12 protein-coding genes and 1 pseudogene are annotated in these 16,086 nt (G+C 71.2%); 5 read left to right on the top strand and 8 right to left on the bottom strand.

All coding sequences use genetic code 11. The features are described 5' to 3' along the window. Nucleotides 1-270: 270 nt before the first annotated feature. Both VN520_RS28950 and pepN read right to left on the bottom strand, forming a co-directional pair. Nucleotides 271-1,278 carry a hypothetical protein gene (locus VN520_RS28950; RefSeq protein WP_325749910.1) on the bottom strand — a complete coding sequence of 336 codons (1,008 nt, stop codon included), beginning with the start codon at nt 1,276-1,278 and terminating at the stop codon, nt 271-273. Nucleotides 1,279-1,450: 172 nt separating this feature from the next. Then, the gene (gene pepN, locus VN520_RS28955) at nt 1,451-4,039 is read right to left on the bottom strand and encodes an aminopeptidase N (protein WP_325749911.1); all 2,589 of its coding nucleotides are present in this window, start codon (nt 4,037-4,039) and stop codon (nt 1,451-1,453) included. Between the two features lie 133 nt (nt 4,040-4,172). On the opposite strand from pepN, the gene VN520_RS28960 reads away from it, so the two are divergent. Further along, a complete protein-coding gene (locus tag VN520_RS28960; protein ID WP_325749912.1) occupies nt 4,173-4,823 on the top strand; it encodes a DsbA family protein in 651 nt (216 codons plus the stop codon). Between the two features lie 174 nt (nt 4,824-4,997). Here VN520_RS28960 and VN520_RS28965 read toward each other — a convergent pair whose 3' ends face one another. From VN520_RS28965 to VN520_RS28985, 5 genes and pseudogenes are all read right to left on the bottom strand, one after another. After that, nucleotides 4,998-5,639, bottom strand: a complete 642-nt coding sequence (locus VN520_RS28965) for a superoxide dismutase (RefSeq protein ID WP_325749913.1) — start codon at nt 5,637-5,639, stop codon at nt 4,998-5,000. 58 nt (nt 5,640-5,697) lie between these two features. Next, nucleotides 5,698-6,797 (bottom strand): annotated as a pseudogene (locus VN520_RS28970) (glycerophosphodiester phosphodiesterase family protein). Nucleotides 6,798-7,040: 243 nt separating this feature from the next. Beyond that, the gene (locus VN520_RS28975) at nt 7,041-7,688 is read right to left on the bottom strand and encodes a CatB-related O-acetyltransferase (RefSeq protein ID WP_325749914.1); all 648 of its coding nucleotides are present in this window, start codon (nt 7,686-7,688) and stop codon (nt 7,041-7,043) included. 37 nt (nt 7,689-7,725) lie between these two features. Then, nucleotides 7,726-9,138 carry an amino acid permease gene (locus tag VN520_RS28980; RefSeq protein WP_325749915.1) on the bottom strand — a complete coding sequence of 471 codons (1,413 nt, stop codon included), beginning with the start codon at nt 9,136-9,138 and terminating at the stop codon, nt 7,726-7,728. A gap of 119 nt (nt 9,139-9,257) precedes the next feature. Further along, on the bottom strand, nt 9,258-10,655 hold the full coding sequence (locus VN520_RS28985) for an amino acid permease (RefSeq protein ID WP_325749916.1): 1,398 nt from the start codon (nt 10,653-10,655) through the stop codon (nt 9,258-9,260). Nucleotides 10,656-10,916: 261 nt separating this feature from the next. Between VN520_RS28985 and VN520_RS28990 the strand changes: the two genes are divergently transcribed. Further along, the gene (locus tag VN520_RS28990) at nt 10,917-11,510 is read left to right on the top strand and encodes a biotin transporter BioY (RefSeq protein WP_325749917.1); all 594 of its coding nucleotides are present in this window, start codon (nt 10,917-10,919) and stop codon (nt 11,508-11,510) included. Between the two features lie 111 nt (nt 11,511-11,621). Here VN520_RS28990 and VN520_RS28995 read toward each other — a convergent pair whose 3' ends face one another. Next, entirely contained in the window at nt 11,622-13,067 is a 1,446-nt protein-coding gene (locus VN520_RS28995) for an amino acid permease (RefSeq protein ID WP_325749918.1), read from the bottom strand. 239 nt (nt 13,068-13,306) lie between these two features. Here VN520_RS28995 and VN520_RS29000 point away from each other — a divergent pair, with 239 nt between their 5' ends. The 3 genes from VN520_RS29000 to VN520_RS29010 all read left to right on the top strand — a co-directional run bounded on the left by VN520_RS29000 (nt 13,307) and on the right by VN520_RS29010 (nt 15,944). After that, nucleotides 13,307-13,795, top strand: a complete 489-nt coding sequence (locus VN520_RS29000; protein WP_325749919.1) for a ribose-5-phosphate isomerase — start codon at nt 13,307-13,309, stop codon at nt 13,793-13,795. A gap of 75 nt (nt 13,796-13,870) precedes the next feature. Continuing rightward, the gene (locus tag VN520_RS29005; protein ID WP_325749920.1) at nt 13,871-14,692 is read left to right on the top strand and encodes an Fpg/Nei family DNA glycosylase; all 822 of its coding nucleotides are present in this window, start codon (nt 13,871-13,873) and stop codon (nt 14,690-14,692) included. Between the two features lie 106 nt (nt 14,693-14,798). After that, nucleotides 14,799-15,944 (top strand): PP2C family protein-serine/threonine phosphatase, encoded by a 1,146-nt coding sequence (locus VN520_RS29010; protein ID WP_325749921.1) that lies wholly within the window; start codon nt 14,799-14,801, stop codon nt 15,942-15,944. The last annotated feature ends 142 nt before the right edge of the window (nt 15,945-16,086 follow it).

Consider the following 16,086-nt stretch of genomic DNA (forward strand, 5'->3'; position numbering starts at 1 on the left):
GTCGGCGGCGAAGGCCGGGACGGCGCCGGAGGCGGCCAGCGCGGCCGCCAGACCGGCGGCGGCCGCGATGCGCGCCGCGCGTCTCGCCCCGGGTATGGAGCTGGGGGATTCCTTGGTCATCAGCATCCCTGTGTGGTGAAAGAAGGAGAGAGTCCGGAATTCGGTACCCGATGACCGCTCAGCCTTTCGTAAAAGACAGGGGTTTGTGGAGGGCTGACGGGGACGAGAAAGGGACATGGCGTAGATCCGCCAACGCTGCCATTGCGCCATTTACCGGGGCAGGACCACCACGTACGCGGCCGGGCCGCGGTCCTCGGCCGCCATCATCGCCGTACGCAGCACCACCGACAGCTGCGCCGCCGACTCGCGCAGCTGCTTCGGCGCCACCCGCACCACCGTGATCCCGAGCCGTTCCAGGTGCTCCCGCTCGGCGGCGAAGGTGACGTGTTCCTCCCGGGGCGAGCGGGTGCCCAGTTCGAGCGCGAGCGCCTGCTCCGGCCAGTACGCGTCCACGCCCCCCAGGAAGCCGCCGCCCGGCAGCGACAGCTCCACGTTCCACAGCGGCTGGGGCAGGCCGTGGGCGCGCACCATCTCGTACAGCTTCCCCTCCGACACGGCCCGGCCCTCGGCGAGCAACGCCTCGACCGCGTCCACCACAGGGGGGCGGCCCAGCAGCCCGGCGGCGTTCAGCTCCCGTACGACGGACGAGGGTTCGCAGTGCCCGCCGCGCACCGACTCCACCAGGATCCGGCCCACCGCCGAGGCGTCGGCGAGGCAGGCCACCGCGTCGGCCAGGGCCCGCTCCACCGGAGCCAGCGGCACCCCGAGCCTGCGCTGCGGCCGGGGCAGGACGGTGGCCCGGGTCACCTGGACGAACCGGGTGGAGCGCAGCCGCCTGGTGCGCGGCACGAGGACGTCGATCCGGTGGAGCGCGACCGCCGGGGGCACGGACGCGAAACCGTACAGCGCCAGGGCCGCCAGGCCCGTGACCATGGCCTCGCCGTAGCCGGGCCCCGGCTGGACGGGCACGGCCCGGCGGCCGCCCGCCGGAGGCCTTCCGGCGTACAGCAGGGCGCCGCGCACCCGGTCCTCGTCCGAGGGCGGCCCCGGGTGCAGGAGGTACACGCCGGGGAGCAGCTGCTGCCACGGGCCGCCGGGCAGGCACTGCGCGGCGGTCTGCGCGGCGGTCACGCCGTGGGCGCGCAGCTGCGCGGCGGACTGCACGCGGTGGCTCACTTCGTGGACGGGGCGCGGGGACACGGGGGTGTTCTGGGTCATGCCGGGGAGGTTCCCGCAGGCCCGTGGCGCGGTAACCCCTGTTACACGTCCGTCGACATTCCAGGACAACGTCGTACGAAAGCACGGAAGTTCGACTGTCGAAAAAGGGGGGTAGCGGCGGAAATCGCACGGCGCGCGCCCCGCACACATGTGCGGAGCGCGCGCCGGAATCTCAGGCCGCCGCGTCACGCTCCTGCCCCCGCAGCGCCCGCGCCAGATCGTCCCGCGCCTCCAGGACCAGCCGCCGGAGCGCCGGTGCCGCGTCCGGGTGCGAGGTCAGCCACGCGTCGGTCGCGGTGAGGGTCGCGGGGTCGTCCTGCAGTCCGGGGAACAGCCCCTTGACCACGTCCATGCCGATCTGGATGGACCGCTCGTCCCACACCCGTTCGATCGCCTCGAAGTACGAGGCCGTGTACGGCGCCAGCAGCTCCCGCTGGGAGGGCTGCCCGAAGCCGGCGATCGTCGCACCGACGAGGGCGTTGGACAGTTTGTCCGACTCCACGACCGCCGCCCACGCCTGCGCCTTGACCGCCGCCGAGGGGCGTGAGGCCAGGCACCGCACGTGGTGGCGTTTGCCGGACGCCGTGTCGTCCCGGCCGAGTTCGGCGTCCACCGCCGCCTCTCCGGCCCTGCCGTGCGACACCAGGGGGAACAGGAACGCCCACCGCAGCTCCTGGTCGACGTCCAGGCCGTCGATCACGGCCGAGCCGTCGAGCAGCTCGCCCAGCAGCCGGAAGTCCGCGTCCGACGCCGCGGCGGCGGCGAAGAACCGGGCCCACGTCAGCTGGTGCTCGCTGCCCGGCTCCGCGCGCCGCAGCTCCGCCAGCGCGCCCCCGGCCAGCGCCCGGCCGCCCTCCTCGCGCCAGGCCGGCGCGGCGTAGTGCACCAGCGCGGACCGCGCCCAGGCGTGCAGCATCTGGAGCACACCGATGTCGCTCTCCCGGCCGGCGTGCGTCAGCACCAGCGACACGAACTCCCGGGCCGGCAGGACCGCGTCCCGCGTCAGGTTCCACAGCGCGGACCAGCACAGTGCCCGGGCGAGGGGGTCGGTGATGTCACCGAGGTGCTCGCGCAGGGTGGCCAGGGACACCTCGTCGAAGCGGACCTTGCAGTACGTCAGGTCGTCGTCGTTGACCAGGACCAGGTCGGGCCTCTCGGACCCGGCCAGCTCCGCGACCACGGTGCGCTCCCCGGCGACATCGGTCCCGGCACGGGCGTACCGCACCAGCTCCCCCTCGGGCGAGAGCCGGTACAGGCCCACCGCCACCCGGTGCGGCCTGAGCTCGGGGTGGGAGGCCGCGGCCTCCTGGACCACGGAGAGCTCCGCGACCCGGCCCTCGTCGTCGTACGTCACGACCGGCGTGAGGACGTTGACCCCCGCCGTCTGCAGCCACGCGCGCGACCAGGCCGTCATGTCGCGCCCGGACGTCTCGGCCAGCACCGCCAGCAGATCGCCCAGCCGCGTGTTGCCGTAGGCGTGCCGCTCGAAGTAGCGGCGCGCGCCCTCCAGGAACGCCTCCCGTCCCACGTACGCCACGAGCTGCTTGAGCACCGAGGCGCCCTTGGCGTACGTGATGCCGTCGAAGTTCAGCTTGGCGTCCTCCAGGTCACGGATGTCGGCCGTGACCGGGTGCGTGGACGGAAGCTGGTCGGCGCGGTAGGCCCACGCCTTGCGGTTGTTGGCGAAGGTGATCCAGCCGTCGGTGAAGCGGGTCGCCTCCACCATCGAGAACGTCCCCATGAAGTCGGCGAAGGACTCCTTCAGCCACAGGTCGTCCCACCACTGCATGGTGACCAGGTCGCCGAACCACATGTGCGCCATCTCGTGCAGGATGACGTTGGCGCGCCGCTCGTAGGAGGCCGAGGTGACCTTGCCGCGGTAGATGTACTCCTCGCGGAAGGTGACGAGACCGGGGTTCTCCATGGCGCCGAGGTTGTACTCCGGCACGAACGCCTGGTCGTACTTCCCGAAGGGGTACGGGTAGTCGAAGTGGTCGTGGAAGAAGTCCAGGCCCTGCCTGGTGATCCGGAAGACGTCATCCGCGTCGAAGTGGGGCGCGAGCCCCTTGCGGCACATCGCGCCGAGCGGGACCTCCAGCTTCGAGCCGTCGTCGAACGTACGGGTGTAGTGGTCGCTCACGTAGTGGTAGGGGCCCGCGACGACCGCCGTGATGTACGTGGAGATCGGCAGGGTCCGCGCGAACCGGTGGACCTCGCCCTCCTGCGACTCCTGTGCGCCGTTGCTCCAGACCTGCCAGCCCTCGGGCGCGGTCACCTCGAAGCGGTAGGGCGCCTTGAGGTCGGGCTGTTCGAAGTTGGCGAAGACCCGCCGTGCGTCGGCCGGCTCGTACTGCGTGTAGAGGTAGACCTCACCGTCCTCCGGGTCGACGAAGCGGTGCATGCCCTCACCGGTCCGGCTGTACGCGCACTGCGCGTCGACCACCAGGACGTTCTCGCCGTCGGCGAGCTCCTCCAGCGCGATCCTCGTGCCGTCGAAGACGGCCGCGGGGTCCAGGTCCTTGCCGTTCAGCGTCACCGCGTTCACGGACGGGGCCACCAGATCGGCGAAGGAGGAGGCGCCGGCACGGGCGGCGCGGAAGCGGATCGTGGTCTGCGAGCGGAAGGTGCGCGGACCGGCCTCGTCGCCCCCGTCGGGCTCACCGACGGCGGAGCGGAGGTCGAGGGCGACCTCGTAACCGTCGACGGTCAGCAGCTCGGCCCTCTCTCGGGCCTCGTCGCGGGACAGGTTCTCACCGGGCACGGAGCACTCCTTTGTGTCACGTTCGAAGACCTTCGATCCTCCCATGCGACGATCGGCGCCCGCGCGCGGGAATGGCGGGAGTGCCCTGTGGCGTTCCGGCACTCAGGTGCAGACCGACCTCATGAGGAGAGACATGCCCGAGAACAGCACGCCCGGCGGCAAGGTTCCGGCCGACTTCTGGTTCGACCCGCTCTGCCCCTGGGCCTGGATGACCTCCCGCTGGATGCTGGAGGTGGAGAAGGTCCGCGACGTCGAGGTGCGCTGGCACGTGATGAGCCTCGCCGTGCTCAACGAGCCCAGGCTCGACGAGCTGCCCGAGGAGTACCAGGACATGATGCGCACCAAGGCGTGGGCTCCGGTCCGTGTCGTCGTCGCCGCCCAGCAGAAACACGGCGACGAGATCGTCGGCCCGCTGTACACGGCCCTCGGCACCCGCTTCCACAACAACGGCGAGGGCCCCACCCGCGAGGCGATCGCGGGCGCGCTGGCCGATGTCGGCCTGCCGGCCGAACTCCTGGAGTACGCGGATTCCGACGCGTACGACAAGGAGCTGCGCGCCTCCCACCAGGAGGGCATCGACAAGGTCGGCCAGGACGTCGGCACCCCGGTCATCGCCGTGCCCGGCGCCGACGGCGAGCAGATCGCCTTCTTCGGCCCGGTCGTGACCCCCGCCCCGAAGGGCGAGGAGGCGGCGAAGCTCTGGGACGGCACGCTGCTGGTGGCGTCGGTCCCCGGCTTCTACGAGATCAAGCGGACCCGCACGCAGGGGCCCGTCTTCGACTGATCCGGCCGCCCCGGCGGCCGCGGCCCGCACCGGCCCCCCGGCCGTACGGACCGCGCCCCGCACCATGGGAGAACCCCCGCGAGTCACGTCCTCGCGGGGGTTCTCCGTTCATCCGCCTGCCCGGTGAAGGCTGAGAAGACGATCACGAGGCAGGACGCTCGGGTCCCGGCCCCGTCAGGGAGCGAGCAGCAGGACGTCCGCGCGCTCCTTGGCGGCGGCGTAGCGCTTCGCCACGTCCTGCCAGTTGACGACGCGCCACATGGCCTCGATGAAGTCCACCTTCTGGTTCTTGTACTGCAGGTAGAAGGCGTGCTCCCAGGCGTCGAACACCAGGATCGGGACCGAGCCCTGTCCGACGTTGCCCTGGTGGTCGTAGACCTGCTCGACGATCAGTCGGCCGCTGACCGGCTCGTAGGCGAGGACGCCCCAGCCGGAGCCCTGCGTGGTCGCCGCGGCCTTCGTCAGCTGCGACTTGAAGCCGGCGTACGAACCGAAGGACTCCGTGATCGCGTCCGCCAGCTCACCCACGCCGTCCGCCGCGAGGGGCTCGCCGCCGCCGTCGCCGGACATGTTGTGCCAGTAGATCGAGTGCAGGATGTGGCCGGAGAGATGGAACGCGAGGTTCTTCTGGAGGCCGTTGACCGAACTCCAGGCCTCCTTGTCGCGGGCCTCTTCCAGCTGCTCCAGGGTGTCGTTCGCACCCTTGACGTACGCGGCGTGGTGCTTGTCGTGATGGAGCTCGATGATCTGCGGGTTGATGACCGGTTCGAGCGCCGCGTAGTCGTAGGGGAGTTCCGGAAGCGTGTACGTGGCCATGGGGTCGGACCCTCCAACTGCTACCTGGTGGTTGTTGCAACTCATTGGCAATTGCAGGCTAGCAGGGGGAGGGCCCGGAAGTGATCAGCCGTTCGTCCCAGGACCGCAGACCGTCGCGTGCGAGCGCCGCCAGGTCGGGGAAGTCCGTCACCACGGCGTCCACACCCCGGCCGAAGTGGAAGGCGTACTCGGCGAACGCGTCGCCGAAGTCGTCCGGCGCGGTGCCCTTGCGGTACGCGGCCGGCAGGTACTGGTTCTCGGCGCGGAAGGTGTACGCCCCGACCTTCAGCCCGGCCGCGTGGGCGTCCTCCAGCAGGGTGAGCGGGGGACGAGCGAGGACTTGTCCGGGCCGATCCACCGGGCGTACGAGGCGATCTCGCGCAGCCCCGCCGGCGTCATCATCTCCTTGTACGTGACCGGATGGCCGTACGGTCCGCCACTCGTCCCCAGCGCCTGCCACAGCGGGAGGCCCAGGCGCGCCTCGGCCACCTCGCGGAGGCCGGCCGGGTCGAAGGACTGGACGACGCAGTCGCGGGCGGTCAGCCGGTTGCGGCGGACGAGCCTGATGAGCTCCGGCTCCAGCGGCAGGCCGACCGAGCGGAAGTACGCCGGGTGCTTCGTCTCCGGGAAGACCGTGATCCGGCGGCCGTGCTCCCTGGACAGGGCGCGGGCCAGGTCGACGACCTCCTGGAAGGTCATGATCTGCTCGCGGCCGTCGAAGACCGTGTTGCGGTTGCGGACCAGCGGGAGCCGCTCGACCGCCCGCAGCGTCTTCAGCTCGGCGAGGGTGAAGTCCTCGGTGAACCATCCGGTGACGGCACGGCCGTCGACCGTCTTCGTGGTGCGGCGGCCGGCGAACTCCGGGTGGCGGGCGACGTCCGTGGTGCCGGAGATCTCGTTCTCGTGCCGCACCACCAGGACGTGGTCCTTGGTGGGGACGAGGTCGGGCTCGATCCAGTCGGCCCCGGCCCGCACCGCGAAGGTGTAGGCGGACGCGGTGTGTTCGGGCCGCCACCCGGCGGCGCCCCGGTGGCCGATGACGAGCGGGCCTCTTCGGCCCCCGTGCGGTTCGGAGGCGGCGGCGGGGGCCGCCGCGGCGGCGGACACGGCCGCCGTGGCCAGAAGGATCGAGCGGCGTCGCGGATGCTGGAACGACATGCGGGCTCCTCGGTAGGCGCGGAGCCACCAGCGAAGCCACCCGGGATTACGCCGGGGCGGACGGAACCTTGCCGCCTCGTGTACGGCCACGCGCACGGCACCCGGCAGGCACCGGAGGAGGAAGGCGTACAGCCGCGGCCGGGGCGGCCCGGGGAGAGCCGCCGTGCTTCGCTGCCCGGGCCCGCCCGGTGTTCCACGGCCCGCCGGAGTCCGTACGGGGGCGGGCGAGGTGCTCCTGAGGGCTCAGCCCGGCTGAGGCGCGGCTGCCTCCAGGTCGTCGATGCTGCCGGACATGAGGGTGCGGATGTGCGCCGTGATGTGCTCGGCCGGCCAGTCCCACCACGCCACGGCCAGGAGCCGGGCGATGTCCGCGTCGTCGTAGCGGGTGCGCAACAGCTTCGCCGGGTTGCCGCCGACGATGCCGTAGTCCGGCACGTCGGACGTGACGACGGAGCCGGCCGCGACGATCGCGCCGTTCCCGATCCGCACGCCCGGCATCACCGTCACCCGGTGGCCGAACCACACGTCGTGACCGACGACGGTGTCGCCCCGGCCGGGGAGCCCGGTCAGCAGGTCGAAGTGGTCGGCCCAGGAGCCGCCCATGGTGGGGAACGGAAACGTGGAGGGGCCGTCCATGCGGTGGTTGGCGCCGTTCATGATGAACCGCACCCCGGTGCCCAGCGCGCAGAAGCGGCCGATGACGAGCTTCTCGGGACCGTAGTGGTACAGCACGTTGCGGGTCTCGAACGCGGTCGCGTCATCGGGGTCGTCGTAGTACGAGTACGCGCCGACCTCGATGAGCGGGGACGTGACCAGCGGCTGGAGCTGCACCACACGCGGCTGCCCGGGCACCGGGTGCAGCACGGCCGGATCTGCGGGGAGGGGACTCATGGGGAGCACCCTGGCAGAAGGACCGTGCCTCATGCACTCAGTTTTGGGCGGGCGCGGCGCGGTCCGCCCGCTTCTGCCGCACCAGGCCGATCACGATCAGCACCGCGGTCAGTGCCCCGGTCGCCAGCAGCTGGTCACGTGTGTCGGGCTGCCGCAGCATCAGGACGAAGATGCCGGCCATGGCCGCCAGCGCCACGATCGTCAGGCCGGGGAAGAGCCACATCCGGACGACGAGCCGCTCCGGGGCCTCGCGCTCCGTCCGCCTGCGCAGGATCAGCTGGGAGACGGCGATGAAGATCCAGACGACCAGGATCACCGCGCCGATCATGTTGAGGAGCCACGGGAAGACGTCCTCGGGGCGCCAGTAGCTGAGCAGCACGCACAGGAAGCCGAAGACCGAGGAGGCGAACACGGCGTTGCGCGGGACGCCGGAGGAGACCTTGCCGAGCAGTTTCGGGCCCTGGCCGCGTGCGACGAGGGAGCAGGCCATGCGGGAGGAGCCGTAGATGTTGGCGTTCATCGCGGAGAGCAGGGCGACCAGGATGACCACGTTCATGATCTCCGCGGCGCCGCCGATGCCGAGGTGGTCGAGCATCGCGTAGAAGGGGCCGACCTCGACGACCTTGGGGTCGTCCCACGGCACGAGGGTCACGATGACCGCCATCGATCCGATGTAGAAGACCGCGATGCGCCACATCGCCGTACGCACCGCCTTGGCGACGCCCTGCACCGGGTTCTCGGACTCGGCCGCCGCGATGGTGACGGTCTCCAGACCGCCGTAGGCGAAGACGGAGGCGAGCAGGCCGATGATGAGGCCCTCGGACCCGTGCGGCATGAAGCCGCCGTCGCCGGTGAGGTTCGCGGTGCCGGGGGAGTCCGTGCCGGGCAGCACGCCCAGGATCGCGAGGAGGCCCAGCACCAGGAAGAGCGTGATCGCGATGACCTTGAGCGCGGCGAACCAGAACTCGAACTCGCCGAAGTTCTTGACCGCGGCAAGATTCGTGCCGAGGAAGATCACCATGAACAGGGCGACCCAGGCCCACTCCGGTGTACCGGGCAGCCAGCCCGTGACGATCTGCGCGGCGCCGATGCCCTCCAGGCCGACCGCGACACAGAGCAGCACCCAGAACGACCAGCCGGCGGTGAAGCCCGCCCACGGCCCGATCGCCCGCTCCGCGTGGACGGAGAAGGAGCCGGAGGCGGGATTGGCCGCGGACATCTCGCCGAGCATCCGCATCACGAACATGACGAGCAGCCCGGAGATGCCGTACGCGATGACGATCGAGGGGCCGGCCGCGGCGATGCCCGCGCCCGAGCCGACGAACAGCCCGGCCCCGATCACACCACCCAGGGCGATCATCGACAGATGGCGCTGCTTGAGGCCGTGGGTGAGCGCGGAGTCGGTGGTGGGGGCGGCGCCCGGTGGGGGCGGTGCGGAGGTCCGGGACATGGACAGACTCTGTTCACTGGTCGGGACAGGGATCGGCCCACAGTCTGGCCACGCGCCCCGCCCATGAGGAACAGTTGTCCGCTATACGGTCACCGGGCTCACACAAGGTGCTCACCTGCCTACCGCTTCGCCGTAAGCTCCCGTACCCCCGCGACGAGCAGCACGAGGCCGGTGGCCCCCGCCGACCACAGCACCTGCGGCCTGGCCGCGTCATCGGTGAGCATCAGCACCAGGACGGCCAGCAGGCCGGCCAGGGTCACCCAGGTCAGATAGGGGAAGCACCACATCCGCAGGGCCAGGGCGCCCGGTGCCTCCCGCTCCAGCCGGCGCCGCAGCCGGAGCTGCGAGGCGGCGATCAGTCCCCAGACGAACAGCAGGACCGCCCCGACCGAGTTGAGCATGTACAGGAAGACGGTGTCGGGCCACTTGAGATTGAGCAGTACGGAGACGAAGCCGAACGCCACCGACGCCAGCACCGCCCGCCGGGGCACCCCGCCCCCGCCGCCCCGGCCGCCGGACACCTTCAGCAGCCCGCGCGGCGCCTCGCCGCGCTCGGCCAGCGAGAAGATCATCCGGGACGAGCCGTACAGATTGGCGTTGAGTGCCGAGAGCAGCGCCACGAACACCACGATGTTCATGATCTGCCCGGCCGACGGCACCCCGATCGAGTCCAGGACCTTCACGTACGGGCTCAGCCCGGCCTGCTGCGCCGTCCACGGGAGCACGGTCACGATCACCAGCATCGAACCGACGTAGAAGAAGAGGATGCGTACCACCGCGCTGCGCACCGCACGCCCCACGGCGCGTGCCGGATCGTCGGTCTCCGCGGCCGCGATCGTCACGACCTCCAGCCCGCCGAAGGCGAACACGACCGTGAGCACCCCGGAGACCACGCCGTCCCAGCCGTTCGGCAGGAAACCGCCCTGGCCGGTGAGGTTCGCCTGTCCCACCGGTCCGGTGTCCGGGAGCACGCCGAGGAGGGCCAGCAGGCCGAGCACGAGGAAGGCCACGATCGCGGCCACCTTGAGCGCGGCGAACCAGAACTCGAACTCGCCGAAGTTCTTCACGGCCGTCAGATTGGCCACGGTGAACACCACCATGAACAGCAGCACCCACAGCCACTGACCCACCGCGGGCACCCAGCCGTGTGCGATCTGCGCGGCCGCCGTCGCCTCCACGGCGAGCACCACCACCAGCATGAACCAGTAGAGCCAGCCCACGCCGAAACCGGCCCAGCGGCCCAGCGCGCGCTCCGCGTGGACGGAGAAGGAGCCGGAGGCGGGCATCGCCGCCGACATCTCGCCGAGCATCCGCATCACCAGCATCACGAGCGCGCCCGCGATCAGGTACGAGACGACGACGGCCGGCCCGGCGACCGCGATCCCGGCGCCCGACCCGACGAAGAGCCCGGCACCGATCACCCCGCCCAGGCCGAGCATCGTGAGATGGCGCTGTTTCAGACCGGGGGCCAGGGGCTCGGGCGGTCCGGGGGAGTGCGTGGGGGGCACGTCGTGCATGAGCTGGGGTCACTCTCGGATCATTTATGGGGAACCTACAGTCTCACGGGGTGATGTCCCTCCCCGGACGGAGGGCCGGGCAGACCTCCACCTTCGTGACCAGCATCACGCCGATGAGTGCGTACACAACGCTGTTTGTACGAACCCGACTAAGCCCTCAACCGCCGCTTTGTGGGCGGCTGATGGTGTTCGGGCAATGTTCCGTCGGCTAACGTCACCCTCAGTCCGTCCCTGCCTGCCGACCTCACCCGCGGAGTCCCGATGAGCACTGCTGCCGCCCCCGCCCGTTCCGGAGCGGTCCTCGCCGACCTGCTGCCCGCAGCCCGGCACCGTTACGCCGTGGACACGGCGCTGGTCGCCGGCGGTGCCGTCCTCACCGGCATAGCGGCCCAGATCGCCGTGCCCGTCCCCGGCTCCCCGGTCCCCGTCACCGGCCAGACCTTCGCCGCGCTGCTCATCGGCACCGCGCTCGGTGCCCGCCGCGGCTTCCTCTCCCTCGCTCTGTACGCGCTCGTCGGCATGGCCGGCGTGCCGTGGTTCTCCGAGGGCACCTCCGGCCCCGGCGGCGCGTCCTTCGGTTACGTCCTCGGCATGCTGCTCGCCGCCACCGTCGTCGGCGGTCTCGCCCGCCGCGGCGGCGACCGGTCCGTCCTGCGCACCGCGGGCACCATGGCGGTCGGTTCCCTGATCATCTACGCGGTCGGCGTGCCGTACCTGGCGCTCTCCACCGGCATGTCGATGAGCGCCGCCGTCGCGGCCGGCCTGGTGCCGTTCCTGGTGGGCGACGCCCTCAAGGCCGCGCTGGCCATGGGCGCGCTGCCCGCCTCCTGGAAGCTCGTCGGGCGTCGCGGCTGACGCCGCAGGCGCCACCGGAAGAGGCTCGCCGGTCCGTGTTCACGACACGGACCGGCGAGCCTCTCGCTCTTCCGGGCACACCTGGCACCCGCCGTCAGGCGGGCGCGCCGGTCACTCGGCCGGCGCCGCCGCCTCCGCCTTCCGGCTGCGGGCTTCGCGCACCAGCGAGATCCCCACGACCAGGGCCGCGACCAGCAGCGAGAGCAGCACCTGCTCACGTCCGGCGTCGTCGGTCAGCATGTAGACGAGGACGAAGGAGATCATCGCGATCGTCGCCCAGGTCAGATACGGGAAGAGCCACATCCGTACGACGAGCTTCTCGGGCGACTCGCGCAGGATGATGCCGCGCATCCGCAGCTGGGTGAAGCAGATCACCAGCCACACGAAGAGGGCGACCGCGCCGGAGGAGTTCAGCAGGAACGCGAACACCGTGTCGGGCCACTGGTAGTTGAAGAACACGGCGACGAAGCCGAACACGACGGACGACAGGATCGCCGCCTGCGGCACGCCCCGCTTGTTCACCCGGGCGAACGCCCTGGGCGCGTCCCCGCGCTGCCCCAGCGAGAAGGCCATGCGCGAGGCCGTGTAGAGACCGGAGTTGAGGCAGGACAGCACGGCGGTCAGCACGATGACGTCCATGACCTGGCCGGCGTGCGGGATGCCGATGGCGTTCAGGGCGGCGACGTAGGAGCCGTCCTCGACGATCGAGGGGTCGTTCCACGGCAGGAGGGTGAGGACGACGAAGATCGAGCCCAGGTAGAAGATGGCGATACGCCAGATCACACTGTTGGTGGCCTTGGAGACGGCGCGCCGCGGGTCCTCGGACTCACCGGCCGCCAGCGTCACGATCTCGCTGCCCATGAAGGAGAAGACGACCATCAGCACACCCGTGAGGATGGCCCCCGGTCCTTCGGGGAAGAACCCGCCGGTGTCCGTGAGGTGGGCGAGACCCGACCCCGCGTTGTCCGCACCCGGCAGGATGCCGAAGACGGCGAGCAGGCCGACGACGACGAACGCGCCGATGGCCACGACCTTGATCCCGGCGAACCAGAACTCGAACTCACCGTAGGAGCCGACGGAGACCAGGTTGGTCGCCGTGAGCACCACCATGACGATCAGGGCCCACGCCCACTGCGGTACGCCGGGGACCCAGCTCTCCAGGATCTTGGCACCCGCCGTGGCCTCGACGGCGAGCACCACGACCCAGAAGAACCAGTACAGCCAGCCGATGGAGAAGCCGGCCCAGCGGCCCAGGGCCCGGTCGGCATACGCGGAGAAGGAGCCGGAGCTCGGCCGGGCGACGGCCATCTCGCCGAGCATCCGCATGACGAAGACGACCATCAGGCCGACCAGCGCGTACGACAGGAGAATGGCCGGTCCCGCGGCGGCGATACCGGCACCGGAGCCGACGAAGAGGCCCGCTCCGATCACGCCACCGATGGCGATCATCGAGAGGTGGCGGTTCTTGAGACCGGCCTGGAGCCCGTCCGGGGAGTCCGGCTTTCCCGGCTCACCGGGCTGTTGGCCCGGTCCAGCCAGAGTCGTGTGCGACGTCATGGATCGAATCCTTAAGTTTTCTGATCACGTGTGTCGGTGTTGCCTTCGCGAGGGGTGGTGCGAAAGACAAGGCCACGCATTCAAGCCCGATCTGCGCCAGAAACGGAAGTCCCTCATCCAGTTCCTTGACCCGATCGTTGTCCGAGTGGCATGGCACACAGGAACCGGACCGGACCCGGCCCGGTGGGTCCCGACCCCGCTGACGGCTACCCCGCGCGGCCCGTGCCACACTTCACACCATGCGCGTGTACCTCGGCTCCGACCATGCCGGTTTCGAACTGAAGAACCACCTCGTCGAGTGGCTCACGGCCCACGGCCACGAGGCCGTCGACTGTGGTCCCCACATCTACGACGCCCAGGACGACTACCCGCCGTTCTGCCTCCGCGCCGCCGAACGGACGGCCGCGGACAAGGGCAGCCTCGGGATCGTCATCGGCGGCTCCGGGAACGGCGAGCAGATCGCCGCGAACAAGGTCAAGGGCGTCCGCGCCGCACTCGCCTGGAGCGAGCAGACCGCAGCGCTCGGCCGTGAGCACAACGACGCCAACGTGGTGGCCATCGGCGGACGGATGCACACGGTGGAGGAGTCCACCAAGTTCGTCGAGATCTTCCTCGCCACCCCGTACTCGGGCGAGGAGCGCCACACCCGCCGCATCGAGATGCTCTCGGCGTACGAGGAGACCGGCGACCTCCCCCCGGTCCCGGCCCACCACCCGCAGCAGGACTGAAGGCCCCGCACCCGCTTCCCCTCGTGCCGCCGGGTCCGTACCCGGCGGCACGAGCGCGTCACCAGGAGACCCGCCGTGCCCGAAGGGCATACGATCCACCGCCTCGCCGCCGACCACCAGGAGCGGTTCGCGGGACGCCCGGCGCGGGTGAGCAGCCCCCAGGGGAAGTTCGCCGACAGCGCGGCACTGCTGGACGGGCGGACCTTCACCGGCGCCGACGCCCACGGCAAGCACCTCTTCCTCGGCTTCGAGGGCTCGGCCTGGGTCCACATCCACCTCGGCCTCTTCGGCAAGCTCGGCTTCGGCACGGCTCCGGCGCCGCCGCCCACCGGCACGGTCCGGCTGCGCCTGCTCAACGACACCCACCACGCCGATCTGCGCGGCCCCACCACCTGCGCCCTGATCACGGGCCCCGAGAAGCGCGCCGTACACGACCGGCTCGGCCCGGACCCGCTGCGCGCCGACGAGGACGGCGAGCGGGCCTGGCAGCGGATCTCCCGCAGCCGCGTCACGGTCGCCGCCCTGCTGATGGACCAGAAGATCGTCGCGGGCGTCGGCAACGTCTACCGCGCCGAGGTCCTCTTCCGGCACGGCATCGACCCGTACCGCCCGGGCAAGGACCTCACGAGGGGCGAGTGGGACGCGCTCTGGGTTGACCTCGGCGCCCTGATGCGTGAGGGCGTGCGGAACAACCGCATCGACACCGTCCGCCCCGAACACCTGCCGGAGGCCATGGGCAGGCCCCCGCGGGTCGACGACCACGGCGGCGAGGTCTACGTCTACCGGCGGGCCGGGCAGCCGTGCCACCTCTGCGGCACCGAGGTCCGCAAGGCCGGCCTGGCGGCCCGCAACCTCTTCTGGTGCCCGGCCTGCCAACCGCCCGTGCCCGGCCGCTAGGCACCCGGGCGTACCGGGCCGCCAGGCACCCGGGCGACCCCGCTTCGAACACCTGGTCACCGGGTACCCCTGCACCGGAGGCCGTCGGGTGGATAAAGTCCCGGCAATGGCCCGTCGCAGAGGAGCAGACACCTACCCCGCCCGGTGGCGAAGATCAGCGCACCGGGCGCGCGTCGCGCTGCGCAGGTCCGGCGTCGACTATTTCCGCGGTGACGGTTCCGACTGGATAGCCCTGGCCGGTCTGCTGGCCGTCATCCCGGTGATCACCGGCGCCACGCTGCTCAACCCGGTGTGGTGCTCACCGGCCGCCCTGACCCTTCCGATCGTCGCGGGCGGCCTGCTGCTGCGGCCGGCCAGCCTGCTCGGTCTCTACGCGACCGCGGCCGCCGCCCTGATCGTGGAGTCCCTCGCCCTCGGCCCCTACGCGGAGGGGCCCGCCCGGGTCACACCGGGCACCGTCCTGACCGTTGCGGCCTGCGGTTTCCTCGGACTGGTGCTCGCCCAGTTCCGGGCCCGGGTCGGGGTGCCGTGGCGACGCGGCGGCACGATGCTCTTCGACCTGCGTGAGCGGATCCGGGTCCAGAGCGCCCTGCCACGGCTCCCCGAGGGCTGGCACCGCGAGATGGCTCTCCGCCCGGCGGGCGGCCAGTCCTTCTCCGGCGACTTCGTCGTCGCCGCCCGCACCAACGGCGGACGCACCCTGGAAGTCGTGCTCACCGATGTCTCCGGCAAGGGCATGGACGCGGGATCCCGCGCCCTGCTGCTGTCCGGAGCCTTCGGGGGCCTCCTGGGCTCCCTGCCGCCGCACGGCTTCCTGCCCGCGGCCAACGGCTACTTGCTGCGCCAGGACTGGGACGAGGGCTTCGCCACCTCCATCCACCTCGTCCTGGACCTGGACTCCGGCGACTACGAACTCCTCTCGGCGGGCCATCCCCCCGCACTGCAGCTGCACGCCGGCAGCGGACGGTGGGAGGAGAAGGCCGCCGAGGGCCCCCTGCTCGGGGTGTACGACGGAGCGCAGTTCGACGCGGTGAAGGGCTCGCTGGCGCCCGGGGACGTACTGATGCTCTTCACGGACGGTCTGGTGGAGGCGTCCGACCGGGACATCGCCGAGGGCATCGACCGGCTGACCGGGGAGGCCGACCGTTACGTCGCCACGGGCTTCGAGGGCGCAGCCTGGCATCTGATCGAAGCCTGCGCGAAGGACGTCAACGACGACCGCGCGCTCCTGCTGCTGTCCCGCCGGAGCTGAACCGTGCGGAAGTGGTGGAAACGGTACGGCCGTCAAGCCGGGGCCCCGATCGTCACCCGGACGTGAAGGCGTGACGGATGCGCCCTCCCGGATGCGTCGTCCCGGGTACGCGGCCGCGGCCCCGCACCCGGGTCGTCCGCAC

The organism is Streptomyces sp. (genome assembly GCF_035563135.1).
Classification (GTDB): Bacteria; Actinomycetota; Actinomycetes; order Streptomycetales; family Streptomycetaceae; genus Streptomyces.